The organism is Pseudomonas sp. RA_15y_Pfl2_54 (assembly GCF_963971015.1).
Lineage (GTDB): Bacteria > Pseudomonadota > Gammaproteobacteria > Pseudomonadales > Pseudomonadaceae > Aquipseudomonas > Aquipseudomonas baetica_A.
This window is the reverse complement of the sequence record NZ_CAXAPN010000044.1, coordinates 1-24,461: the sequence shown is the minus strand read 5'-3', so window position 1 is coordinate 24,461 and position 24,461 is coordinate 1. Positions and strand designations below refer to the sequence as shown.

Genomic DNA, 24,461 nt, shown 5'->3' with positions numbered 1-24,461 from the left:
AGAAATACCCCTATGTACGCCTATGTCGGGTCGCGCACTACACGGGAGCGTAATGCACGCGGTGAAGGGATCACGGTTTACAAGGTAGATCAGGAGGAGGGCACGCTGTCCCTCGTGCAGGTCGTAAAGGATCTGATCAACCCTTCATTCCTTGCTCTTAACAAGGCAGGCGATCGGTTGTACACGGTGCATGGAGATATGACCGAAGTCAGTGCTTTCAGCGTTGACGAGGCCACCGGAAAACTCGCATTTATCAACCGTCAGAGTTGTGAAGGGAAGAACCCGGTTCACTTGGCACTCGATCCGACGCAGCGGTTCCTTGTGGTTTCCAACCACATCGGTGGATCATTGGCGGTGATGAATATCGCTGAAGACGGATCGCTGGGTAGCGTCAACCAGTTGCTCAAACTGCAAGGGCCGCTGGGCCCACACCGCCTTGAGCAACCTTTCTCCAAGCCCCACTTCAATCCGTTCGATCCGTCCGGCCAGTTCGTGCTGGTGCCCGACAAAGGACTGGATCGAGTGTTCAGTTTCAAATTCGACAACGGCAAACTGTATCCGGCAGATCAACCGTTCGTTACTAGCCGGGAAGGCTCTGGGCCTCGCCACTTGGCATTTCATCCCAAAGCCTCATTCGCGTATGTGGTCAACGAGCTTGACTCAAGCGTGACCGCGTATCGGTTCAATGGCCAGAGCGGCGCGCTCTCACCCATTCAGATACTGCCGTCTTTACCTGCGACCTTCACCGGCAATAGCCGTGCATCTGAGATCGAGATCGATCGCAGCGGCCGCTTCCTCTATGCCTCGAACCGGGGCTACGACAGCGTGGCGGTGTTCGCCATCGATCAGGGCAGCGGAATGCTTAGCCCCATAGAGTTCATGCCCACTGACGGCAAGACGCCGCGCTTTTTCGCCCTTACACCCAATGAGCGTTTCCTGTTCGCGCTCAATGAAGACAGCGACACCATTATTTCAATGGCAACGGACGCCAAGACCGGTGCGTTGAGAAAGACGGGCTTTACAGTTTCAACCGGTAGCCCAGTCTGCATGATTTTCTCGGCCTGACCGGTCGAGCCTTACAATAATGAAGGGAGCAGGCCTGGGCCTGTTCCGAAGAGGTCGCCATGAATAATAACAAGCCTGAAGAAGCTGCCATCGTACGTAAGGTTACGCTGCGCATCATCCCGTTCGTTTTCCTGCTCTACATCGTGTCCTATCTAGACCGCGCCAATATCGGCTATGCGGCCTTGCAAATGAATAAAGAACTGGCGCTCTCTAGTGAGGCCTTCGGCTTTATTTCCGGTATTTTTTTTATTGGCTATTTCCTGTTCGAAGTTCCCAGCAATGTGATGCTAAACAAATTCGGCGCCCGGGTCTGGATTGCCCGAATTCTTGTCACTTGGGGGGCCATTGCTGCACTGACTGCCTTTGCACAAACCGCCAATCAGATATACATCCTTCGCTTCTTTCTTGGCGTGGCTGAGGCAGGTTTCTTTCCAGGCATCATTGTCTATCTGACCTTTTGGTTCCGCTCCAAAGAGCTGGCTACCACGGTTGCGCTGTTCACTGCGGCTATCCCGGTGAGCTACATAATAGGCGCTCCGATGAGCACCTGGATCATGGACAACATCAGTTGGTTCAACTGGAGCGGCTGGCGCTGGATGCTGTTTCTCGAAGGTATTCCTGCCGTCTTCCTAGGTGTTGCCTGCTATTTTTTCCTCACGGACAAACCTGAACAGGCTAAATGGCTCAAACCTGAAGAGAAAACCTGGTTGCTCGAAGAACTTGAGCGTGATCGTCAAAGCCGCAGAAACGTCAAGCGTCTGAGTGTGTTGAAGACGATGACCCACCCCAAGGTGCTGTACCTGAGCTTCATATATTTCGTGTATCAATGCGGGAGCTTGGGCATTGGCTACTGGATGCCACAGATCATCAAGAGCTTCTCGGAGTCTTTGACCCACACGCAGATTGGGCTGATCGCTATGCTGCCTTACATTGTTGCGACGGTGGCAATGATCGTATGGTCGCGAAGCTCCGATAAGCGCAACGAACGTAAGCTGCACTCCGCCATCCCGTTGCTTATCGCGGCCATAGGCATGATCGGTGCTGGCGTGCTGCAAAATCCTTTCCTCGCTATAGCAATGATCTGCGTCGCGCTGTCTGGCCTTTACAGCTTCAAATCGCCGTTCTGGGCATTGCCGACACTTTTCCTCGACCGTACCACCGCCGCAGTTTCCATTGCGGTGATCAACTCCATTGGCAACCTGGGTGGTTTTGCCGGGCCTTCGTTGATCGGCATGGTAAAAGGAAATAGTCATAGTGCAGCCACCGGCCTGTTGTTCCTGAGCGGGCTACTGGTGGTCGGTTTTCTAATGACCATCCTGATGCGCGTTAATAATAAAGACGACACGCCAACCGGCAGTCCCGTGACCCGCGAGGCTCACTAAGTTACATATGTGCAGCAGCACCCTCAAAAGTGCTGCTTCGCGTCGCGTGTGAATGGCGTTACAGCCAATTTAAGAAATTTGCTCATCCTGTGAACTTATAAATTCTGAACTTCGGGCCCATCGCCCCTAGATGGGCTCTGCTGCGCTTTATTTGGAGCCAACATGAATAAAAATAAAAACGTAATTCGTACTCTGGTCACAGTTTCACCTTGGTTCGCAGTTGGCATGGTTAATGCTGAAGGCTTCCTTGATGATAGTAAGGCGTCGTTGCAAACTACGAACTACTACTTCAATCGTGATTTTCGAGACGGCGCAGGCCAGAACAAGCGCGAGGAATGGGCTCAAGGATTTCTCCTGGATTATCGGTCTGGCTACACTCATGGCAGGGTAGGGTTCGGGTTGGATGCGATGGGAATGCTCGGTCTTAAACTGGACTCAAGCCCTGATCGAACTGGTTCTGGTCTTCTCCCGACGCATGATGATGGCCATGCCGCGGACGAATTCAGCCGCCTCGGCATGACCGTCAAGGCCAAGATCTCCAAAACCGAGTTCAAGTACGGTACGTTCATCCCCAAGTTGGCGACTCTACAAGCCAACACTGGTCGGATTTTGCCTCAGACGTTTCAAGGGGGCATGGTTACGATGAAGGAGTTCGATGGGCTAACCCTGACCGGGGTTCGGTTCAACCGGGTGACCGACCGCGACTCGACCGATGCGCAAAACATCACGCTGAACAATCGCAATCGACGGTTCACCACTACGGCAGAAGGCGATGAATACTGGATCGGTGGTGCTGATTATCAGATCAATAAATCCCTCGCTGTCAGTTATCAGCACGCAGAACTTCAAGATGTCTACCGCCAGAGTTTTTTCGGGCTGGTGAACAACCTTGCAATTGGCCCCGGCAAATTGAAGAGCGACCTGCGCTACATGCTCAGTGATGACGCTGGTGCAGCTCGTGGTGGAAAGATTGATAGCGGTGCTCTAAACGGCATGTTCACTTACTCCCTTGGAGGGCACGCCCTGGGAATCGGCTTGCAGAAGATGAACGGCTCTACATCCATTCCGTACATCAACGGTACCGACGTGTACCTGACCAACTACATTCAGATTAATGACTTCGCTGAGCCAGGTGAGCGTTCCTGGCAACTGCGTTACGACTTCGACTTCGCGGCGATGGGGCTACCGGGTCTGACTTTTATGACGCGTTACGTCAGCGGCGACCATGCGGACGCCAAGACATCTGCCTCGGAAGGACGCGAATGGGAGCGCAATACCGACATTGGTTATGTGGTGCAGACCGGTGCTCTCAAGAACGTCGGCTTCAAATGGCGTAACGCCAGTTATCGCTCTAGCTTTGCTCGCGATATTGATGAAAATCGACTGATCGTTTCCTACACCTTGCCAATTTGGTGAGGTCTACTGAACTCAAATTAGGAGCAATAAATGACCTTTCTCGACCATGCTGTGCTTCAAGATCTGGCTCCGGAAGGTGTCCTGCGTGCCGCGATAAATTTCGGTAATCCTGTCTTAGCCCAACAAGGGACGGACGGCTCACCTCAAGGAGTATCGGTGGCCTTGGCTAAAGCACTAGCCAAGGAGTTGAACGTCAGGTTGGAAATGATCACTTTTGACGCCGCGGGCAAGGTGTTTGCGGCGCTTGAAGAGGGCGTATGGAATGTGGCGTTTCTGGCCATCGAGCCGGTGCGCGAAGAGCAGATCGCGTTCAGCGAACCTTACGTCATCATCGAAGGTACTTATTTGGTAGCCGCTGATTCGTCCTATCAGCATGTCCAAGATCTTGATCAGTCAGGACTGAAAATCGCGGTGGGCAAAGGTGCTGCTTATGACCTGTTTCTTTCCCGCACGCTGAAGCATGCGCAGCTTGAACGTGCGGCAACATCCGCCGGTGCCGTGGATCTGTACATCGAGCAGTCTCTGGATGCAGCAGCAGGCGTGAGACAGCCACTGGAAAAAGTCGCAGCCGATGACTCTTCTTATCGTGTCCTTGATGGCGCGTTTACATCAATTCGACAAGCAATGGCCGTTCCGCGAGCTCGTGAAGCGGGAGCGGCCTATGTCAGTGCTTTTGTCGAACGTAAGAAGGCCGAAGGTTTCGTGCGCGCTGTTTTAAACGATAACGGCCAAACCGATGTAACGGTCGCACCTTTGGCGTGAACAGCTTTATCTAGCCATTTTGAATTGTAAATGCGCATAGCGCTCAATCGTAACTGAGGTAGAAAAATGGCCAAGGCCGCAGATGTCGTCGTGCAATGTCTGGAAAACGAAGGCGTGAAATACGTATTCGGCATTCCCGGTGAGGAAAATCTCGATCTGCTCGAATCTATGCGTAAGTCACAGATCAAGCTGGTGCTGACGCGCCACGAGCAGTCCGCTGGCTTCATGGCTGCGACCTATGGCCGCCTGACTGGCAAGACCGGCGTAAGTCTGTCCACCCTAGGGCCCGGCGCGACCAACTTGGTAACCGCCGGCGCATACGCCTATCTGGGCGGTATGCCGATGCTCATGATCACCGGCCAAAAACCGATAAAAAAGTCCAAGCAGGGACGGTTCCAGATCATTGATGTCTGCGACATGATGACCCCCCATCACCAAGTACACTCATCAGTTCGCATCGGCGGACAACATCCCGGCGCGCATGCGTGAGGCCTTTCGTCTTGCAGAAGAAGAAAAGCCTGGTGCTGTTCATCTTGAGCTGCCGGAAGACATTGCCGCTGAGCAAACCGACAGCACGCCGATCCCGTCGAGCATGCACCGCCGTCCGCTTGCCGAGCACAAGTCAGTCGTGGCCGCCGTCGAGAAACTGCAGAAGGCCCGCAGGCCCATCTTGGTGATCGGTGCAGGAGCAAACCGCAAGATGACGGCCAAGGTTCTGCAGCAGCTAATCGATAAGACAGGCATTCCGTTCGTCACGACTCAGTTGGGCAAAGGTGTGGTCGACGAGCGCCATCCGCGGTTCCTGGGTAACGCCGCTCTGTCGTCCGGTGACTTCGTGCATCGCTCGATTGAATCTGCTGACTTGATCATCAACATTGGCCACGACGTGATCGAGAAGCCACCGTTCCTCATGGTGCGTGGCGGTACAGAGGTTGTTCATATCAACTTCCGTTCAGCGGAAGTTGATGCGGTGTACTTCCCCCAGATCGAAGTGATCGGTGACATTGCCAATGCTGTGTGGCAAATCGGCGAGGCGCTGAGCGACACCGCGCATTGGGATTTCAGCCGGCTGCTGGAAATCCGTGATGCTAACGAAGAACAGATCGCTGAGGGAGGCGATGACAACCGTTTTCCGATCTACCCGCAGCGCTTGGTGGCTGACGTTCGCCGTGTACTGCCGTCCGACGGCATCGTTGCGCTGGACAACGGAATTTACAAAATCTGGTTCGCCCGCAACTACAAGGCGCACAAGCCGAACACCGTGCTCCTGGACAACGCGCTAGCGACCATGGGGGCTGGTTTACCGTCGGGTATGGCAGCACACCTTGTTCACCCTGATCGCCCGGTAATCTCGGTGTGTGGTGATGGCGGCTTCATGATGAACAGCCAGGAACTGGAGACAGCAGTACGCCTGGGTATGCATATCACCGTAGTGATCCTGCGTGACGATGGCTACGGCATGATTCGTTGGAAGCAGGCGAATATGGGCTTCACCGATTTCGGCCTGGATTACGGCAATCCGGACTTCGTCAAATACGCCGAAGCTTACGGTGCCAATGGCCATCGCGTGGAAAGTGCCGAAGGCCTGCTCCCGCTGCTGGAGCACTGCATCAAGACGCCGGGCGTGCATGTGATTGATTGCCCGGTCGACTACTCCGAGAACGACCGCATCCTGAACATAGAACTGCGTGAGCGGAGCGCAGCCATTTGAATCATTGCGAGCAGGCGGCATTCCGCCTAGAGACATAGATGGCATGTAAGGTCATACCTCGCTTGGGTCGGCAGCATGGATCACTGCCGACTTATCGTCGACTTTTCAATACAACAGGGCCTTTGAGCCCTTTTGTACTCGAAGCAAATTCAATATTCGGTCAGTCAAGGCTCGTCGGTAGTGCTGTTCATCACATTGCTACTCAGAACCTCACGCGATATCGATCAATGACTTCCTCATCCAGCTCCACACCTAAACCAGGCTTATCCGGGACGCGAACATAACCATTTTGCAGAGGTATCAGATTCTTCACTAAGTCGCGGAATAGCGGGCTATCGCTCTGAGAATACTCAATAAGTTCACCTGCTTCGCTGGCCGCCATGAAATGCACCGTGGCAGCCAACAAAATGCCAGTGCTGAAGCCATGAGGCACCAATTGTGCGCCGTATTGGCGTGCGAGCTCGTCGATATGACGCATCTCGCTGATGCCACCGCAGCGTGTGATATCAGGCTGCACGATCGCCGGGCGCGTCTCGGCCAGAAATGCTTTGAACTCATGACGAGTCGCTAGCCCCTCACCGCCAGAGACACGTATACCGCATTGTTGAGAAAGACGCAGCAGACCTTCAGAGTCATCAGATGGCAGGGGCTCTTCGATCCAATTCAGATTAAAGTCACGTAAGGCGTCGCATTGCGTCAATGCGTTTGCATAATTTCTCCAGCGTCCAACTAGATCGATCTGCAGTTTGACATCCTCTCCAATCTCCTCCCGGATTACCTTGAGCAAGGCTTTGTCCGCGCTCAGATCTTCACCAAAACCTCCGCCTCCGAGCTTGATGCATTTTAGCCCCTGAGCCATTAGCTCTCGCACTATGTGGCGATTGGCGATCTCATCTGGTTTGGGGATAAAGGTGCCGTAGGCAGCTATGCGGTCACGGTGCTTTCCACCTAGCAGAGTGTGCACCGGGACACCGTAATGCTGACCAGCGATATCCCATAACGCGATGTCCAAAGCACTGATCGCGTGAATCGCTGCACCGCGTCGCCCTACGTATTCAGAACCCCGCACCATCTTCTTCCAGAGCCTGTCAATCTCCAGCGGATTTTCGCCGATCAATAGTTGGCGCAACCCTTGACAGGTTTCGTGAGAAGCGGGCATTTCGATCAATGCTTTTACTACGGAAGGGGAGCTATCGGTCTCACCGACTCCCACCAATCCGGTGTCGGTATGAATGCGCACGATCAACGCATCCTCGCCCCATTCGCAAGGTTCATTTAGTGGCGGTACGCGCAGCCAAATCGTCTCTATCTCAATGATTTTCATGTTGGAACTTCCACTGTCTTGACCTTAGGGATTTCCGCAAATGCTGGCACCTCCGATCCGAGTGCCAAGCGCTGAGCCTGCTCCTCAATCTGGTACCCAGGCATCGCGCTGTAGTCCTCGCGCAACCACTTGAACAGTCCCCAAATCTTCACCATTAAGATGCCTACAAATGGGATGGCGCTTAGGATCACTGCCGTTTTGAGTGTGCTCAGCGATGCGTTGATGTAAAGCATCGCCATCGGCAACGCGGCCAGCAGAACGCACCAAAACATCCGCAGGTTTGGAGAGGGATCGTCACCTTCTCGCAGATTTCGGGTGCTGGTCGCGGCGACGGTGTAAGCCACAGCATCGAGGTGAGAGGCGAGGAAAATCAGCATCAGAAGGAAGTACAGGGCAGAAAGTATTTTGCCAAACGGCAAGCTCGCCAGCAGAAGAGAAACAGCGGCTTCTCCGCCCACGCCATCGAGCATGGCCGGAGCATCAACCAGACCAGATACAAATTGGTGAATCGCGAAACTCTGCAGGCTACCAAAAAACATCCAGCAGCCACCGCAGCCACCGAGGATCATCGCAGCGACGACTTCCTTGATCTTGCGTCCCTTGGACACTCGGGTTACGAAGATTGCAACTCCTGGGGTGTAGGTGATCCAGTAAAGCCAATAGAACACTGTCCACCCACGGGAAAATTCACCGGTGCCATTGGGTTCGGTATACAAGCTCATGCGCACGAAATCGTGGAGGACGAGACCGATCGCGTTGACGGCGTTGTTGAGAGTGTACGTTGTAGGGCCGAGTAGCAGGACTATCAGGCCGAAAAGGAGCGTCATACCGCAAGCCATCTTGGCCAAGCGCTGCATTCCTGAGCTGATGCCGATGTACGAGCTCATGGAGAAGACTACGGTCACCAACAAAACCAGGCTGGCCTTCAACGCAAACCCGTCGTTGATACCAACCAGTTCAGAAATTCCTTTCGAGACGGTAGAGGTGGTCAACGTAGTGGTCAGAATCAGCCCACCAAAAGTCGCGAACAGAAACAGTAGGTCAACCATCCGTCCCACTGGGCCTTGAGCCTTTAGTCCGGTTATGGCTTCAAGGATGCCGGCGAGGCTCAGTCCTTTGTTCTTGCGTACATGAAAATGATAAGCCATCGCTAGCGAAGCGATGCCATAGATCGACCAAGGTGTGACACCCCAATGGAAGAAAGAGTAAGCGATGCTTAGATCGAGCGCTTCTTTGCTCGCGGCAGCGACGCCTAAACCGGGAGTAAGGTAGTAGTAAGCCCACTCCATGAAAGCCCAGTACATGGTGGCAGAACCTAGTCCTGCACAGATGAACATGAAGACCCAACTGGTGGTGGTGTATTCCGGTTTGCCTTCTCCTAGCCGGATATTTCCGTACTTGCTCAATGCCAGTCCTAGGATCAGGACAACACATGCGAATCCTGTGAACTGTACAACTGCCCCAAAGGTTGACGTTGCGGAGGTGAAGAGCTGACTTGCCAGCGCTTGGGCTTCAGTCGGATACATCATCAAACCGGTTGCAATGGTGGCAATCACGACGATGCTGATCAGAATCAGTATGAAGTCCTGAGTAGGGGCCTCAGATCCTGAGTCCTGATGGACGCGACTTTTAACCTGCATGGCGACCTCCTGACAAAAAAAGGGTACTCGCGGGGTGCATGTTACAAACAGCGGGGGGTAGCGTGTGCATGATGTTTTGACTCTTGTAATTATGTTGTTAGCCGGCACTCAAACGAGGCATTAAGCCCGTCCTCAGCAAGGTAGTCGCAATGTACGTCTCAGCCCTTTAACCGGGACAACGAAATTTTGTGATGGCTTAATTACAGGTTGTAATCAATTAACTTCATCTCATAATCTTACCGCTCAAGGCCATCTCACTGAGATGGTGTTCACCCCCAAAAAAAACGCCCGCCAGAGCAGAACTCGTGAGCGACGGGCGAGGGGCAGTGGAGTTATTGTGGATGCTAACTGCCGTGCGGATGTCATCATTGGTGACGCAGGTGCGAATCCTTGAACAGCGTCGATGTGCACTGAAGCAGGAATAAAAATATGACTATGACTCGATTGCCCCACCTGAATTTGCTCCAAGCTTTTAAAACAGTTGCCGATCAAAGAAGCTTTAGTCGCGCAGCTGAAACACTCCACTTGACGCAATCTGCGGTGAGTCAGCAAGTTGTGAAACTGGAAGAGGTTGTTGGCGTTCCTCTTTTCGTTCGCTCAACTCGAAGTACCGAACTCACAGAAGATGGGGCTCAGTTACTGATTGAAATTTCTTCGCCTTTGACGAGCCTTATTCAGGCCTTCGAAAAATTCTCCAGGCCTAACAAGATTCCAGTGCTGCATTTCGAATGTGAACCTGTGTTGAGTTCTATCTGGATAACGCCCAGGCTTAAGTCTTTTACGGAATGTTTTGGAGCCATTTATTTTCAGCAAAGGCTGACAACACAGAATCTGGAATTTTCACCCGACACCCAGTTCGCTATCAAATGGGGAACAGGTAAGCGTCCGGGTTACGTCTCCGAATATCTGCTTGGGCTGAATTACATTCCCATGTGTTCACCTGCGTTGATTGAAGGGCGAGACAGACTCACCTCACCGAGCCAGTTGAACTCACTGCCGCTTCTCCATGATCGAGACAGAGGCGACTGGACAACCTGGCTCAAAGTTTTTGATATTGAGGACGTAAATCCGAACGAAGGGCATGTGGTCAACGATGCCAACGTGTTAATGCACATGGCGATCGAAGGGCATGGAGTGGCATTGTGCGCGATGGAGCTGTGTGAGAAGCCGTTGAAGGAGGGGGTTCTGGTGTTACCGTTTCCTGAGATGAGCATGCCTCACAACATGGCCTACTATATCCTCACTCGCGCGACACCTCCACCCAGCGCGAGGGCGATTCAGTTCATCGAATGGCTGAAGTCCGAGGTCAAAAAATACCGAGGTGGCACTGAAGATACGATCTGAGCGATTCATGCAGGGAAAGCTGGGAGAGAAAGCCCGCGATCCGTTCGTGCGGGCTTTACATACTGGCCGGAGTACTCAGCCTACGAACATGGCGTACGTAGTGGCACGGATTTCCTCCCAATCAATTTCGAGCCCGAGGCCGTATCCATCGGGAGCAGTAACTAATCCTGATGTATTGGCTCGGATTGGGTTATGCGTTGCAAACTCAAAGAGCTCGTACTCACATGCCTGCTCAAAAAAATTGCAGTTTGGCTGGCTGAGCATCAAGTGAAGGTTTGCCGCTTGCGCCAGTGAGTGGCCCCAGCTCTGAAGCTCTACCTGGACTCCACGCGCAGCGGCTTTGCGCATAATGGCTTGAGCGGGAGTAATGCCTCCGCAAGTCATGACATCAACCCTTACGCGCGACCAGCAATTTTCACGCATACCAAATTCAACTAGGAAGGGGTCAGTGATAGCATTGCCCGCAGGCAAAACAGGCACAGCCAAGTCTCTCGAAAGTGTCCTATAACCACTCAGGTCGTAATCATCCAATGGAGCCTCAAACCACTCATACTTTAGCTCGCTTAATACCTGACCTACATCCATGGCGCCAGCCAAGTCGTAGCGTTGCTCAACATCGAGCATCAAGGCCAAGCCTTTATCACCGTGAGCTCGGTGTACAAGATTGATCATTTTCAGGTCTTTCTCTGGCTGGCACCAACAATGGAATTTAAGCGCCTGGAAACCCTGTTCAACCCACTGGCTCACATAGTCGACATACGCCTCTGGCGATGCTAGAACAGGTGTACTGGCATAGGCTGGAATCGAAGTCCGTGACGCCCCCAATAGTTGATAGAGGGGCTTTTCCGCCGCTTTCGCTGCCAAGTCCCACAGAGCAACATCGATCAGCGCCAGGGCCTGAGCGGATCGAGCATAAGCTTTTGGCTTTAGGTGACTCCATAGGGCCACGCGATCCAGAGCTGATTTGCCAATCACTTCGGGAATCATGTCCTTGAGCGTTTCAAGCAAGACCGTATCAACGCAGTGCGTGGTGTAGGAATCGGTTGCAGCGAAGCCCACGAAGCCGTCAGTGGTGTGAACGCGCACGAAGGTGTGTGTCGTGAATGGATCAGGTTGTTCTGGTGTCCAGGTCGAACCAGGTTGGTTAGGACGACAAACATAAACTTCAATTTTTGAAACAGTGAGACGGTTCATGCCTTATACCTTACGCAACTTTGTTAAATGAAAATGAGCTTTCGGGGATTCATTTTGAAAAGCAGCCAAGTACAAGCGTGATAAAATCGTCATCCCTGCACATATCTGAACATCTAGTCTTGCTCTTGATGTCAGTTTTTTAGTTGCTAAACTAAAATTCAAAGAAGTTATCCTTGCGATTGATTGCGAGCTTTTGTTCGAGCAAGCGTGTGTCGCTGGCAGCTTCAAAATGTTCAAGTTTAGTCCCCAGTTAGTATTAATTATGTGGGTGACGCTGGTTGCGGGTTGCTTTCAAGAATCTAATGATTTGAGCCAAGTTGTGGAATCAATATTTTGTGATCCGTTTATTAGTGTGGCTTATTAGTGGTCAAGTCGCTGCACCATTCGTAGCTTATCCGAGACTAAGCCGTGTCAGCCCGCACTGGCTGGCAGTGAGCGCTTAGTTTTGCTTTGGTGTATCTATAAGTAAAACGGTGCATGAGGCCATACTTTTATTGTAGGTGGGGCGTTTATTTCCAGTGATAGCATGTCGAACTATCACCTCAGGTCGCTGAAGCGCACGGATTAAAAATTATGACTGCAGGCCAAATGTGTATTTGGCGCGAATGCTTAATATTTAGTTATTAAATTGTTGCAGGCGGCGGGGTGTTGGTTTTTATAAAACTAAAGCTGGAGTGAGTGATGGTATTTAATTTCTCGCATTATAAGTGGTTGTTGATAGGTAGTGCGTTTATTCTCGCGTTGTCATTAGGGGTCAGGCACGGATTTGGATTATTCCTGGCCCCCATGTCCCTATCGTTTGGGTGGGGAAGGGAGATTTTTGCATTCGCGATTGCGTTTCAGAACCTAATTTGGGGTATCGCCCAGCCTTTCAGTGGGGCGTTGGCCGATCGATATGGAGCGGGCAAGGTAATCGCTGGTGGCGGGTTTCTGTACGCCTGTGGGCTAGTTCTTATGAGTACCGCGACCAGTTCATCTATGCTGCTGATGAGTGCTGGCGTTCTGGTGGGTATTGGCCTGTCAGGCACTACTTTCTCAGTAATTCTAGGGGTAATAGGAAGAGCATTGCCGATTCAGAGTCGCAGCATGGGAATGGGGTTAGCTAGTGCCGCTGGCTCACTTGGGCAATTTGTCATGCTTCCCGGCACTCTTGAGTTAATCCAGCAATTTGGGTGGCAGTCTGCATTAATCATCCTGGCAGGCTTGGTCGCTTTGATTCTGCCGCTGGTAGGAATGCTTAAAGACCGACCGCTTGTTAGGACGGCAGATACCCAAACTGCCGGCCAAGCGTTGCAAGAGTGCGTGGCCCATCGAGGGTTCATCCTGCTGTCAGCAGGCTTTTTCGTATGCGGGTTTCAGGTGGTTTTCATTGGAATACACTTGCCCTCCTATATCATTGATCAACACCTTGATGTCGGAACTGGCACGGCGGCCTTGGCCCTTATCGGCTTATTCAATATCTTCGGAACCTATACCGCAGGGATTTTCGGCGCTCGATATTCGAAGCCGAGGTTGCTAACGATGTTGTATGCATTAAGGGCAATCGTTATTGCCTGCTTTATTGCAGTGCCAGTGACTAAGCTTTCAGTTTATTGTTTCTCAATTGCTATAGGCTTTTTGTGGCTCTCTACCGTGCCTCTTACCAATGGAACCATCGCTTCAGTTTTTGGTGTGAGAAATCTGTCCATGCTCGGGGGCATCGTCTATTTCTTCCACCAGGTTGGCGCTTTCTTCGGTGGATGGCTCGGAGGGCTTGTATATGACCGCACCGGCAGCTACGACCTCGTCTGGTACATCTCGATCGTGTTGAGCGTTATAGCAACTGTATTACATTGGCCAATTACTGAGTCTCCGGTCGAACGAAGGCCTAGGGCGGGGGAGGTATGTTGAGGTGCGAATGGTTTGGCTAACGATCGTGTTGCTTGCGGTGATGCTTATCATCAGCTGGCAGGGATACCTGCATATGGGCTTGGCTGGATTACAGTTGGGGGCTGTTTGCTAGATAAAATTTACATGTGTCAGCAAGGTTGACGCGTTGGCTGCGCGGAGATCCAAGCAGCCAACTTTTCAAGTCTTGGAGATTCTAGACCAAAGTTTCCATTGCTGGAGCGTGTTGTGTCGAGCGAGGAAAAATTGGCGTTTGTGGGTGTGCTTTTGTCAGTGCACGCCCTTGTGCCACGATGGCCTCAGCAGACATATGTGAATAGTCTTCTTTCAACCATCTCATCAGCCCCCAAATTTTCACCGCCAGGACTGCGATAAATGGAATGGCAGTGAGAATGACCGCTGTTTTCAGGGTGCTCAGCGGAGCGTTGATATAGAGCATGGAAAGCGGCAGCGCAGCGAGTAATAAACACCAGAACAGGCGAAGGTTAGGTGTTGGATCATCGCCTTCTTTCAGGTTTTTGGTGCTAGTCGCAGCCACTGTATACGCCACTGCATCGAGGTGCGATGCAAGGAAAATAAGCATCAGAAGGAGGTACACGACAGATAGCACATTACCCATTGGCAAGGAGTGTAGGAGCATCGAAACCGCAGCTTCGCCGCCTGCACCACTGAGCATTGCGGGAGCGTCAACAACGCCAGTGATGAACTGGTGAATAGCGAAACTCTGCAGGCTACCGAAGAAGAACCAGCATCCACCGCAACCACCTAAGACCATTGCCATGATCACTTCCCGTATGGTTCTGCCACGTGAAATACGAGTGACAAAGATTGCCATCCCAGGCGTGTAGGTGATCCAGTAAAGCCAATAGAAGGCCGTCCAACTACGAGCAAAATCACTCCCGCCTACAGGGTCGGTATGCAAGCTCATTTGCACGAAATTCTGTAATGCAATGCCCGCCGCATTTGTGAAGTTGTTGATGATGAATTCGGTCGGGCCGAGAAACAGGACGATTAATCCAAACCCCAGCGTCATACCGCAAGCGACCTTCGCCAAATGCTGCATGCCAGAGGAGATGCCGATGTAGGAGCTCAGTGAAAAGACCATCGTGACCATGATGACAATCGAAGCTTTGAGCCCGAAACCATCAGTGATGCCGGTGAGGTCAGCGATCCCTTTCGCAACAGTAGATGTGGTAAGCGTAGTTGTCAGGACTAGCCCGCCAAACGTGGAGAACAAGAATATCAAATCAATTACACGACCCACCGGCCCGCGTGCCTTAAACCCCGTCATAGACTCAACAACGGCTGCCAAGCTCAAGCCTTTGTTGCGTCGTACGTGAAAGTGATAGGCCATGGCCAGCGAGGCGATTCCGTAGATCGACCATGGCGTAACGCCCCAGTGAAAAAAGGAATATGCGATGCTGTACTCTAGGGCTTGCTGAGTCGACCCGGTAATCCCAAGTCCCGGAGTTAGATAATAGTAAGACCATTCCATGAATGCCCAATACATGGTGGCTGAGCCTAGCCCGGCACAAATAAACATGAATATCCAGCTCACATTCTTGTACTCGGGAAGTCCATCGCCAAGCTTGATGCTTCCGTACTTGGTCATGGCCAGACCAATAATAAGAACGACGCAAACAAAGCCAACAATTTGGACGATGGATCCAAATGTCATTGTTGCCGCTGAAAACAGTTGATCTGCGGAGGCCTTGGCTTGATCTGGATAGGCTGTTAGAAAAATAACGGCTGTGGAGACAATGGCCAAACAGGTTAAGATGAGTGTCCAGTCGATAGAAGGGCGGGATGTTTCGATAATTTCAGGCTTCATGGCGACCTCCTGAAAGTGTGTGGCGGACACGAAGCGAGGGAGATAGAATTCTCATTTCTGAAGACCTGCTATTATGATTATTGGTAGACCTTAGCCATAGGGCTAAGCGCAATATAAACAGTTTAGTTGTCAACACTGAATCGCGTTTTGTTAATGAGATTATAAGAAATGCTTATCAATGGCCCAGTCTCACAGTCTGTTTCAACGCGACTCCCGCATTTCACTCTATTGTTGGCATTCAAAACGGTCGCAGAGCAAGGCAGCTTCACGCATGCCGCTAAAATTTTGCACCTCTCTCAGTCTGCGATCAGTCAAAAAATAGTAAAGCTGGAGGAGGCGTTGAATGCTCAATTACTAATTCGCACCACTCGTTCAGTGACGCTTACGGCTGCGGGTAAAGATCTGCTAAATGAGACAAGCGGCCCTTTTGAAGAGCTGGTGAAAGCATTTGATCGCTGCGCGCGAAAGCAAGGTCGGTTGGCCTTGCATATAGAAGCGGAACCTGTTTTAAGTGCATTCTGGCTGACGCCGAGATTGCGCAAATTCACAAATAACTACCCTGGCTTAGATATTCAGCAAACGCTGACATCGAAGCGCGTTGAATTCTCGGGAGACATCGATTTAGCAATAAAATGGGGCAAGGCTGACTGGTCGGGATTTCGTGCGGATTATCTGTTAGGTTTGAATTACGTTCCTGTTTGTTCACCTGCTTTGCTTGAATGTGAAAATCCTTTAATCGACCCGCTCAACTTGATCCACCATCCATTGCTTCATGATCGTAGCGTTGACGATTGGATTAATTGGGGGCGAACCTACCCAGGCGTCCCAATCAAAATTGAAGGGGGGCATCTAGTCAGTGACTCCAACGTGCTGACAGAGCTTGCGATTGAAGGTTTGGGCGTTGCTCTGTGTGGCTTGGAGCTTATCCAGAGACCTCTAAAGAATGGTGATTTAATCATTCCATTTCCTGAGATGAAGATGCGACACCCAATGGGTTACTACCTTTTGACGAGGAAATCCGATCGTTTGAGTGATGTGGCCCAGCAATTTGTCGCTTGGTTAAAGGAGGAGGCCCGCCTCACCGAAGGCGCAGAAGACCGGCTTGGGGAGGAATCCACTTAGCCATCTAATAACTGGGTGGATTCCTTTTTTGAAAGACCGGCTTCCTTAAGTAACCAGTCTATAAATGCTTGGGATTGAGGGCTGGCATATTGATGTTCTGGAAGGACAGCGTAGAACGCTTCGGAGGTGGGTACACGTTGAGTGAACGGAGCGACGAGTTTGCCTTCAGTCAGCAGCGTAGCTACAAGTGATGTTCGTCCTAATGCAAAACCGTGTCCGAGAACAGCCATTTCCAACGCTGTTATAAGCGTGTCAAATTGCATCCCTTTCGAAGGTGGAACGCAGGAAATTCCTGTTTGCTTTAGCCAATAACCCCATCCTTCTTCATATCCGATGACATGGAGTAGTCCATGTTCTGCTAGTATTTTCTCTATATTGAAGTCTAAGTTAGGATCGGTAATTATTAGCTTGGGGCTGCATACTGGAATAAGCTCATCCCACGTCAGTCTGTATGACTTATAGCCCGGCCAATTTCCTTTGCCGTATCGAATATCAATATCCACTTCTTTATCCTGCTCCTCCAGCCAGATGTTACTGCTGAAATGCAGGTTTACTGAAGGATAAACGCTGGTAAACCGTTCTAGTCTCGCAGCTAGCCAAGTCGTAAAGAAAACAAGGTTCACCCTGGTGGTAATGACCTTTGCACGTCCTTCGCCAAAAATTTCATCGGTGGCAGCAGCAAGACGTTCGATAGCTTCATGAACTGCAGGCATATAAGCGCGCCCCGCTTCGGTCAATTCTAGTCGGCGCGCTAGACGCTTGAAAAGCGTCATTCCAAGTTGTGACTCCAAACCTTTAATCTGTTGGCTGATAGCAGCCTGTGTCAAGTTTAGTTCTTCGGCAGCTAAGGTGAAATTTAAGTGGCGTGCAGAGGCCTCGAACGAGCGCAGCCAATTCAGCGGAGGAAGGCGTTTTTTATTCACTTATAGATCGCTCTTCATATAGCATTGTTGAGCGGGTGATGGTTATCGCCATCGCCCGCTCAATAATAGTATGTAGCGTCTATAGATGTAAATGATCATATGAGGCGATAGCGTGAACGCCTCGGGGCATGAAAACTTGAGGGTTTACATGCCCATTCGGGGCCGTTATTTCAATGTAGGCATTGAGAATGAGGCTCCTTCACGAACACCTGCCGATGGCCAGCGCTGGGTGATCATTTTGCGACGGGTATAAAACCGCACGCCATCCGGGCCATAAGCATGGAGGTCGCCGAACAGAGAGCGCTTCCAACCGCCGAAACTGTGATACGCAACTGGTACCGGCAATGGGACGTTTACGCCCACCATACCCACTTTGATGTTGTCGGTGAAGTAACGCGCTGCCTCGCCGTCGCGCGTGAAAATACACGTCCCATTGCCGTATTCATGGTTATCAATGAGATTCATCGCTTCCTGCATTGAGTCGACCTGAATCACCTGAAGCACCGGCCCGAAGATCTCCTCCTGGTAGCTCTGCATCGTCGGTTTTACGCCATCGATCAGGGTGCCACCCACAAAGAAGCCGCTCTCGTATCCCGCGACTTCAGCATTTCGACCATCTACGATGATCCGGGCACCGTCGGCCTCCGCACTGTCGATGTACCCGACAACCTTATCCTTGTGCTGACGGGTGATAACGGGGCCAAAGTCGTTGCTGGCATCTGAATAGGCGCCGACTTTAAGCGCAGCCATGGCGGTGCGCATCTTTTCAACAAGGGCTTGTGCGGTACCTGCTCCTACTGCAACGGCAACCGACAGTGCCATGCAGCGTTCGCCGGATGAGCCGAAAGCTGCCCCTAAGAGCTGGTTCACCGCGTTATCCATGTCCGCATCCGGCATTACGATTGCGTGGTTTTTCGCCCCGCCCAATGCTTGGCAACGTTTCCCATTCGCGGTAGCGAGCTTGTAGATGTATTCGGCAATTGGCGTTGAGCCTACGAAACTTACTGCCTCAATCCGCGAGTCGTTTAACAGAGTGTCAACAGCTTCTTTATCCCCGTTGACTACGTTCATGACACCGTTTGGAAGACCTGCTTCCTGCAGCATCTGAGCGATGAACAAGGTCGAGCTTGGATCGCGTTCGGATGGTTTGAGGATAAAGCAATTCCCGCAGACAATTGCCATCGGGAACATCCAGAGCGGCACCATCACTGGGAAGTTGAATGGGGTGATGCCAGCCACCACACCCAGCGGCTGGAACTCGCTCCAGCAATCGATGTCAGGGCCTACGTTTTTGCTGTGTTCTCCTTTCAAAAACTCAGGAGCACCGCAAGCGTACTCGACGTTTTCGATGCCGCGCTGCAATTCCCCCATGGCGTCGTGCGAAATCTTGCCGTGCTCTTCGCCAATGAGTTGGCAAATTTTCGCAGCATTCTGCTCCAGGAGTTCCTTGAAGCGGAACATGACGCGAGCCCGCTTGATAGGAGGGGTATTGCGCCAGGCAGGGAAGGCTGCCTGAGCTGCGGAGATGGCTTGTTCAACAGTCACCTTGGAGGCCAGCGCCACGCGCTTGGTAACTTGTCCAGTCGCAGGGTTGAATACATCCTGAAAACGCTGTCCAGCGTCCAGGCGCTCGCCACTAATGAGGTGTCCTACAGTTTCCATTTCATGTTTCCTGATTATTGTAATGTTGGATAACAGCGTTTAACGGTATGGCGTTCAACTACCAAAGCTTGCGATAGAGCTCAGCCATTTGGTCGGTGGTCGGGACGCGAGGGTTATTCCCCGGCGATCCAGAGGCCAAGGCCTGCTGTGCCATGGTTTCGATCTTGTCCATGAACTGCGCTTTATCAATTCCAAACTCTGCCGGGCTGGGGACGTTCAAATCCTCATTGATTGCTTTGAGCTCGCGCAGCAGCTTTTCGTTGGCCGTGGCATCGCTGTCCTGGAGGGTGGCCAAGCCCATTGCGCGAGCACATTCGGCATAGCGCTCAGGTGCTGCAGGGATCGAAAATTCGGTCACGGCCGGCAGCAGCATCGCGTTGGACAATCCGTGGGGAACATGGAAAAAAGCGCCAATAGGGCGGCTCATGCCATGCACTAAAGCTACTGATGCGTTGGAGAAGGCCATCCCCGCGAGCGTTGAGCCGAGCATCATCGCTTCACGTGCCTTCTTATCGGCTCCGGTGCGATAGACGGTTCGAAGATTGGGCCCGATTAATCGCATCGCAGCCAGAGCCTGAGTGTCGCTGTAAGCGTTTGCCTTTTTACTGACGTATGCCTCCATGGCGTGGGTGAGGGCGTCAATGCCTGTGTCAGCCGTGATGCGTCCTGGGAGGCTCAGCGTCAGCGTATAATCGATCAGGGCGGCAACTGGCATAAAGGCCAATCCCACACAAAGCATTTTCTCGTCAGTCGACTCATCAGTGATGATTGTGAATCGGGTGACCTCGGAGCCAGTGCCCGCCGTGGTCGGGACGGCAATCAGCGGCAGTCCCGCTTCGTTTACGATTCGTGGGAACTTGTAATCACGCATTTGGCCGCCGTGCTTGGCAAGCACACCGATAGCCTTCGCACTGTCGATAGGGCTGCCGCCACCCAGCGCAATGATGCAGTCAAAGTCGCCTTCTCCGGCGTAGCGCACACCTGCACTGATCGATGCGACAGTGGGCTCGGGAACGGTGTCATCGAATACGTCAGCATGGATGCCGGTAGAGGAGAGCACTTCTACGATTCTGGCGGCATAGCCCAGCTTGACCATCATCTTGTCGGTCACTACGAGGGGCTTGCGAAGATTTAGGCTTGCTAAAACTGCCGTAATTTCTTCACAAGCATTTTCGCCGATGGACATCAGGCGAGGCAGAACTACTGGGGTAGCCATAAATGCTCCTGTTTTATTTATCTGGTGGAGTAAAAGACACCGTCTCTGCGCAATAGCCGCATAGATTATTTGGGCATGGCTGCCGGCATGAATTGTTTCGACCTCAGGTGGGTCGTGATTGATTCTCGGGTGTGAGAATAAGTTTGTGAAGCAATAAAATGTCAGCCTGACTCCCTGTTTTTTTTATGGGTCGAGGGCGGCTTGCGAGAGGTTTGCTGTTGTTTATTTCAAGAGATCGCCTGCAGCCATAATAAAAATTGACCCTCAGGGCTAATTTATATTGCTGGATTGGTTGTTGTGAGATTTCTAATATCGGTATTACACGGTGGGGGAATACCAAAAAAAGTTGTCGAGAGTTTTTGTCGTCAAATCAGGTGTCAATAGTTACTGATATTGCTTTTCGTCCACTGCCATGACTCTACAACTAGGTCATTAGACCTACTTTAAAACTGCCTCTAAGAAGGATAAAACGAAATGAAGCAGACTAATCCATTGCCGCTTGCCGGCGTTCGCGTAGTCGATTTCGGTCAGCAGATCGCTGGCCCTGCCGTTGCAATGATCTTGGCGGATCTTGGTGCGACAGTGGTGCACATCGACCCTCCTGAGGGCCCTCAGTGGGAAAACCCGGCGAACGCTGTGCTTAATCGCAACAAAAGCTGTATCCGTCTTGACCTCAAGACCGCTGCCGGTCTGGCGCAGGCGAATGATCTGATTGCTCAAGCTGACATTGTCCTGGAAAGCTTCCGTCCGGACGTAATGAAAAATCTGGGCATCGACTTTAAAGAGCTGCGCGCCAGCCGCCCGGAGCTGATCACGCTCTCAATCCCAGGCTTTGCCAGCAACGACACGCTGCGTCGCGAATGGAAAGCTACAGAGGCTGTTGTTGCCGCGACTGCGGGCGCATTCACTGACATGGGCTTCAACCGTGTTTTGCTGGGTCTTAACCCGAGCTTCTCACCACTGCCTCTGGGCTCTGCGTACGCTACCACTCTGGCTGCTAGCGCAGTCGCACTCGCTCTTCAAGCTCGTGAACGTACCGGCCATGGTGATGAGATCGAGGTGCCGGTGGTTGCCGCGTTGATGGAAGGACTGTCCTATAACTCCTACGTAATCGACGGTCTGCCTGAGCGCTATAAGACGATGCGAGAGCTTGAAATTGAGCATCGCAAGGCCAACAACATTCCAATGAATCTCAGCTATGAGGATTTGCAGGAGTATCTCGATCCTTTCTACCGCACCTATTTGTGTGCAGACGACCGGATGTTTTACTGCGTATGCCCGTCGCACCGTAACCATGCCAAGCGTGCGTTGAAAGTTCTCGGCATCTACGATGAACTCGTGGCGGATGGTCTACCCGAAGTATCCGATCTGCATTCACCCATCAGTGAGTGGGATGGCGAGACGTCGATTGGCGTATACCCTCTGCCAAAGAAGTGGGCAGACCATATCTCGGCGAAGATGAAGAAAGCGTTCCTCACCAAAACTTCGGAAGAGTGGGGTCAGATTTTCGGTGAGAACAAGATTCCAGGTGCGCCTCACCGTACCACCCAAGAATGGGTCAATCATGAGCACACCAATACTGCTGGTCTGATCGTTGAGGTTGAAGATCCTGAATACGGCCTGATGAAACAGCCTGGGCCGATCGTTTGGCTTGAAGAGTTCGCAGGCGAAATGGTTAAGCCTCGTCCTCGCAAGAACATATCTTTCGAACAGGCAGTGGTCGAGCTTAAAGAAGCTGCCGCTGAATATCCGGCTACCTACCCAATAGGTAGTGCAACCAAGTCCGAGGTTGGAAAGGGCTGGTTGGATGGGCTGCGGATCCTTGACCTGACCAACGTTATTGCTGGCCCGCACTCAACTGCGTTTCTCGCGCGCTTCGGTGCCGAAGTCATCAAGCTCGACCCGGTTAAGCCTCTTTATGATCCACTGATTGGCACTCTGTTTACCTTCCAGACAGGCATGGGCAAACAAAGCGCTCTGGTTGATATTCTCAGTCCAGAAGGCCGTGGCGCTTTCAACCGCCTGGTTAGCTCAGTGGATATAGTGGTCATCAATGCTCCAGAGCGTCAGTTGAAAGAGCTGGGACTGGATAAGGAGAGCCTGCGTATCGTCAACCCCAACGTCCTGTTCTGTCGCCTCGATTGCTTAGGTGGGCCGCTGCCAGGGCCGAAGTCCAACTTCATTGGTTATGATGATATCATTCAGGCCCACAGCGGAATCATGAGTCGCTTCGGTGGCCCACAAACGCCAGAAGAGCACGCTCACCTAGGCACCCTGGACGTCAACTGTGGTTTCGCTGCCGGCTTGGGTATGGCTGTCCAGCTCTACCATCGGATCAAAACCGGAAAAGTCACCCGTTCGCGCACCTCCCTCTCGGCTGTTACTAACCTCGCGCAAATCTCGTTTGCCTATGACTATGCGGGGCGCGGCGCCTTCAACGAGCCCTCGGGTCGCAATGTGCTGGGCTATAATGCTCTATCGCATTTCTACCAGACGAGTGATGGGTGGCTGTATCTGGACAGCAAGCCAGCAGAAATCGAGATGCTGGAAAAAATCGAAGGGTTGGAAGGCATCGGTAAAGCCTCAGATGTCTCGGCCTTCTTGAAGGAGGTATTCCTGACTGCTCCAGCTGCATACTGGGCTGACCTCCTGCACGAGGCGGATATCGCTGCCGCAGTACCGAATTCAATCGAGCAGCTCCGTGAGCGATACACCCGTGAAGGGGACAACACCGTTGGTATCCACAACGGCAGCTTCGCATTCTCGATTCACCGCAACCACCCAAGCGGCCACTGCCTGACACAGATCGATCACTACGCAATCCGCCCAGTGGATTCAAAAATCTCGGCGGTATCTCTCCCTGAGCGCTGGGGGCATTCAACCAAAGACGTGCTTGCCAGCATCGGATACTCTCCGGCGGAAGTCGATGATTTCGTCCGTCGGGGTATTGCTAGCCTTGGATGGGCAGAGGAGTTTCTGCCAAGCTAATCAATCATCCACGCGCTCGTAGCTGCATCAATTTTTGGCCATGTGTCCACGCCCACATGGCCTTTTTTGCGTGAAGTTGTATGCGTTCAAGCTCGGCATCGGGGAACACGGGAAATGCTCTAATTGCAAAAATACAGGCGGTAAAAATGACCATAGAGCTTTCGAGTGTGTGCGTCCGGGCACCCCGCCTTGCGCAACTAAACCAGTCGCCACCTATGGGGCAGTAGCTCCGCAATCCCACTTATCCGCTGCGTCGGGAGGCGCGTGAAGGCGTCCTTCAAATAAGCATATGGATCATGCCCGCTGAGTCGCTCCGACGGGGTCAAACTCGTGACCGCCGCTGCCCGTTTTCCGCTGCGCAGTGATCTTGCGAAGAGCCAGTTCTTGCGCGAGCCATGAATACCTGCTGAAGAGAGTGCGTGCCGGCGACAGGATTGGCACGCTTATATGGGGCGATGATTTCACAAGTGAACGCGAAGAGATCTTCAGCTTTCGAATGTCTCTGATACCAGCGTTACGCTCGTCAACCTCTTGCCACAACGGCATCACACCAGTTGCATTACGCGCCTCGACGCTCGCGCCTAAGACTGCTCGTTTTTCGGTGGGGTTGAAGGCATTGATCCCAAAGCGTCCAAGGGTCTCGCGCCTAAGAGATCTTCTAAACTTTGTGTTCGTATCGAAGTGCAGCGGCGAACAGTGCACGTCGTCATGCTGGATGAATTTAACCGAGTAGGGTCTCTACGACTTCTCGGCTTGCTAGCAGCCCACACAACCTCCTCCTGTGTTTCACGAATTTTGTAGCCGAAGCATCACGTCATATTTGGGAGCGGCCAGTAATGGACGCACGCGGATCGAATGATTGTAAGCGTCGGCGTTTTTCAAGGTTGTTGTCGCGTCGCCGTCTAACTATGCCGCTCTTTTCTTGGTCTGCTGCTGCCGATCCGGGTTCAACATCACAGTGCCCATCGGCTCCCAGTTTCTTGTCTGGCCAGAC

At 52.2% G+C, this 24,461-nt stretch carries 16 protein-coding genes and 2 pseudogenes; 9 read left to right on the top strand and 9 right to left on the bottom strand.

The annotated features are described in order from the left end of the window. Positions 1-12 precede the first annotated feature (12 nt). The 5 genes and pseudogenes from AACY50_RS25925 to AACY50_RS25905 all read left to right on the top strand — a co-directional run bounded on the left by AACY50_RS25925 (position 13) and on the right by AACY50_RS25905 (position 6,336). Positions 13-1,065 (top strand): lactonase family protein, encoded by a 1,053-nt coding sequence (locus tag AACY50_RS25925; RefSeq protein ID WP_339420468.1) that lies wholly within the window; start codon positions 13-15, stop codon positions 1,063-1,065. Between the two features lie 59 nt (positions 1,066-1,124). Then, positions 1,125-2,447: an MFS transporter gene (locus AACY50_RS25920; protein ID WP_339539468.1), complete on the top strand. Its 1,323-nt coding sequence runs from the start codon at positions 1,125-1,127 to the stop codon at positions 2,445-2,447. A gap of 162 nt (positions 2,448-2,609) precedes the next feature. Then, the gene (locus AACY50_RS25915) at positions 2,610-3,863 is read left to right on the top strand and encodes an OprD family porin (RefSeq protein WP_339420470.1); all 1,254 of its coding nucleotides are present in this window, start codon (positions 2,610-2,612) and stop codon (positions 3,861-3,863) included. A gap of 30 nt (positions 3,864-3,893) precedes the next feature. Beyond that, positions 3,894-4,625: a transporter substrate-binding domain-containing protein gene (locus AACY50_RS25910; RefSeq protein WP_339420471.1), complete on the top strand. Its 732-nt coding sequence runs from the start codon at positions 3,894-3,896 to the stop codon at positions 4,623-4,625. 66 nt (positions 4,626-4,691) lie between these two features. Continuing rightward, positions 4,692-6,336: pseudogene (locus AACY50_RS25905) on the top strand (acetolactate synthase large subunit). 202 nt (positions 6,337-6,538) lie between these two features. On the opposite strand, the gene AACY50_RS25900 reads toward AACY50_RS25905, so the two are convergent. Continuing rightward, positions 6,539-7,660, bottom strand: a complete 1,122-nt coding sequence (locus AACY50_RS25900) for a mandelate racemase/muconate lactonizing enzyme family protein (RefSeq protein ID WP_339539466.1) — start codon at positions 7,658-7,660, stop codon at positions 6,539-6,541. After that, positions 7,657-9,300, bottom strand: a complete 1,644-nt coding sequence (locus AACY50_RS25895) for a BCCT family transporter (protein WP_339428417.1) — start codon at positions 9,298-9,300, stop codon at positions 7,657-7,659. Before AACY50_RS25895 ends, AACY50_RS25900 begins: the two co-directional genes overlap by 4 nt. A gap of 429 nt (positions 9,301-9,729) precedes the next feature. Here AACY50_RS25895 and AACY50_RS25890 point away from each other — a divergent pair, with 429 nt between their 5' ends. After that, complete coding sequence (locus tag AACY50_RS25890) at positions 9,730-10,644, top strand: LysR family transcriptional regulator (protein ID WP_339420475.1); 915 nt, start codon at positions 9,730-9,732, stop codon at positions 10,642-10,644. Positions 10,645-10,719: 75 nt separating this feature from the next. On the opposite strand, the gene AACY50_RS25885 is transcribed toward AACY50_RS25890, so the two are convergent. Further along, complete coding sequence (locus tag AACY50_RS25885; protein ID WP_339420476.1) at positions 10,720-11,838, bottom strand: mandelate racemase/muconate lactonizing enzyme family protein; 1,119 nt, start codon at positions 11,836-11,838, stop codon at positions 10,720-10,722. Between the two features lie 681 nt (positions 11,839-12,519). On the opposite strand from AACY50_RS25885, the gene AACY50_RS25880 reads away from it, so the two are divergent. Then, positions 12,520-13,728 carry an MFS transporter gene (locus tag AACY50_RS25880; RefSeq protein ID WP_339465004.1) on the top strand — a complete coding sequence of 403 codons (1,209 nt, stop codon included), beginning with the start codon at positions 12,520-12,522 and terminating at the stop codon, positions 13,726-13,728. A 193-nt stretch (positions 13,729-13,921) separates the two neighbouring features. Here the strand turns inward: AACY50_RS25880 and AACY50_RS25875 are convergent, their stop codons facing one another. After that, positions 13,922-15,556 (bottom strand): BCCT family transporter, encoded by a 1,635-nt coding sequence (locus tag AACY50_RS25875; protein WP_339420478.1) that lies wholly within the window; start codon positions 15,554-15,556, stop codon positions 13,922-13,924. Between the two features lie 168 nt (positions 15,557-15,724). Between AACY50_RS25875 and AACY50_RS25870 the strand changes: the two genes are divergently transcribed. Continuing rightward, entirely contained in the window at positions 15,725-16,678 is a 954-nt protein-coding gene (locus AACY50_RS25870; RefSeq protein WP_339420479.1) for a LysR substrate-binding domain-containing protein, read from the top strand. On the opposite strand, the gene AACY50_RS25865 is transcribed toward AACY50_RS25870, so the two are convergent. The 3 genes from AACY50_RS25865 to AACY50_RS25855 all read right to left on the bottom strand — a co-directional run bounded on the left by AACY50_RS25865 (position 16,675) and on the right by AACY50_RS25855 (position 20,479). Further along, a complete protein-coding gene (locus tag AACY50_RS25865; protein ID WP_339420480.1) occupies positions 16,675-17,601 on the bottom strand; it encodes a LysR substrate-binding domain-containing protein in 927 nt (308 codons plus the stop codon). The genes AACY50_RS25870 and AACY50_RS25865 overlap by 4 nt on opposite strands. Positions 17,602-17,766: 165 nt before the next feature. After that, complete coding sequence (locus AACY50_RS25860; protein ID WP_339420481.1) at positions 17,767-19,263, bottom strand: CoA-acylating methylmalonate-semialdehyde dehydrogenase; 1,497 nt, start codon at positions 19,261-19,263, stop codon at positions 17,767-17,769. A 58-nt stretch (positions 19,264-19,321) separates the two neighbouring features. Beyond that, positions 19,322-20,479, bottom strand: coding sequence for an iron-containing alcohol dehydrogenase (locus AACY50_RS25855; RefSeq protein WP_339420482.1), 1,158 nt, complete (start codon positions 20,477-20,479; stop codon positions 19,322-19,324). Between the two features lie 474 nt (positions 20,480-20,953). Between AACY50_RS25855 and AACY50_RS25850 the strand changes: the two genes are divergently transcribed. After that, on the top strand, positions 20,954-23,467 hold the full coding sequence (locus tag AACY50_RS25850; protein WP_339465001.1) for a CoA transferase: 2,514 nt from the start codon (positions 20,954-20,956) through the stop codon (positions 23,465-23,467). 197 nt (positions 23,468-23,664) lie between these two features. On the opposite strand, the pseudogene AACY50_RS25845 reads toward AACY50_RS25850, so the two are convergent. Together AACY50_RS25845 and AACY50_RS25840 are read right to left on the bottom strand one after the other, a co-directional pair. Continuing rightward, a pseudogene (locus AACY50_RS25845) lies at positions 23,665-23,856 on the bottom strand (transposase domain-containing protein); the annotation flags it as partial. 425 nt (positions 23,857-24,281) lie between these two features. Continuing rightward, positions 24,282-24,461: hypothetical protein (locus tag AACY50_RS25840; protein ID WP_339539461.1), on the bottom strand; the 180-nt coding region annotated here is incomplete at its 5' end.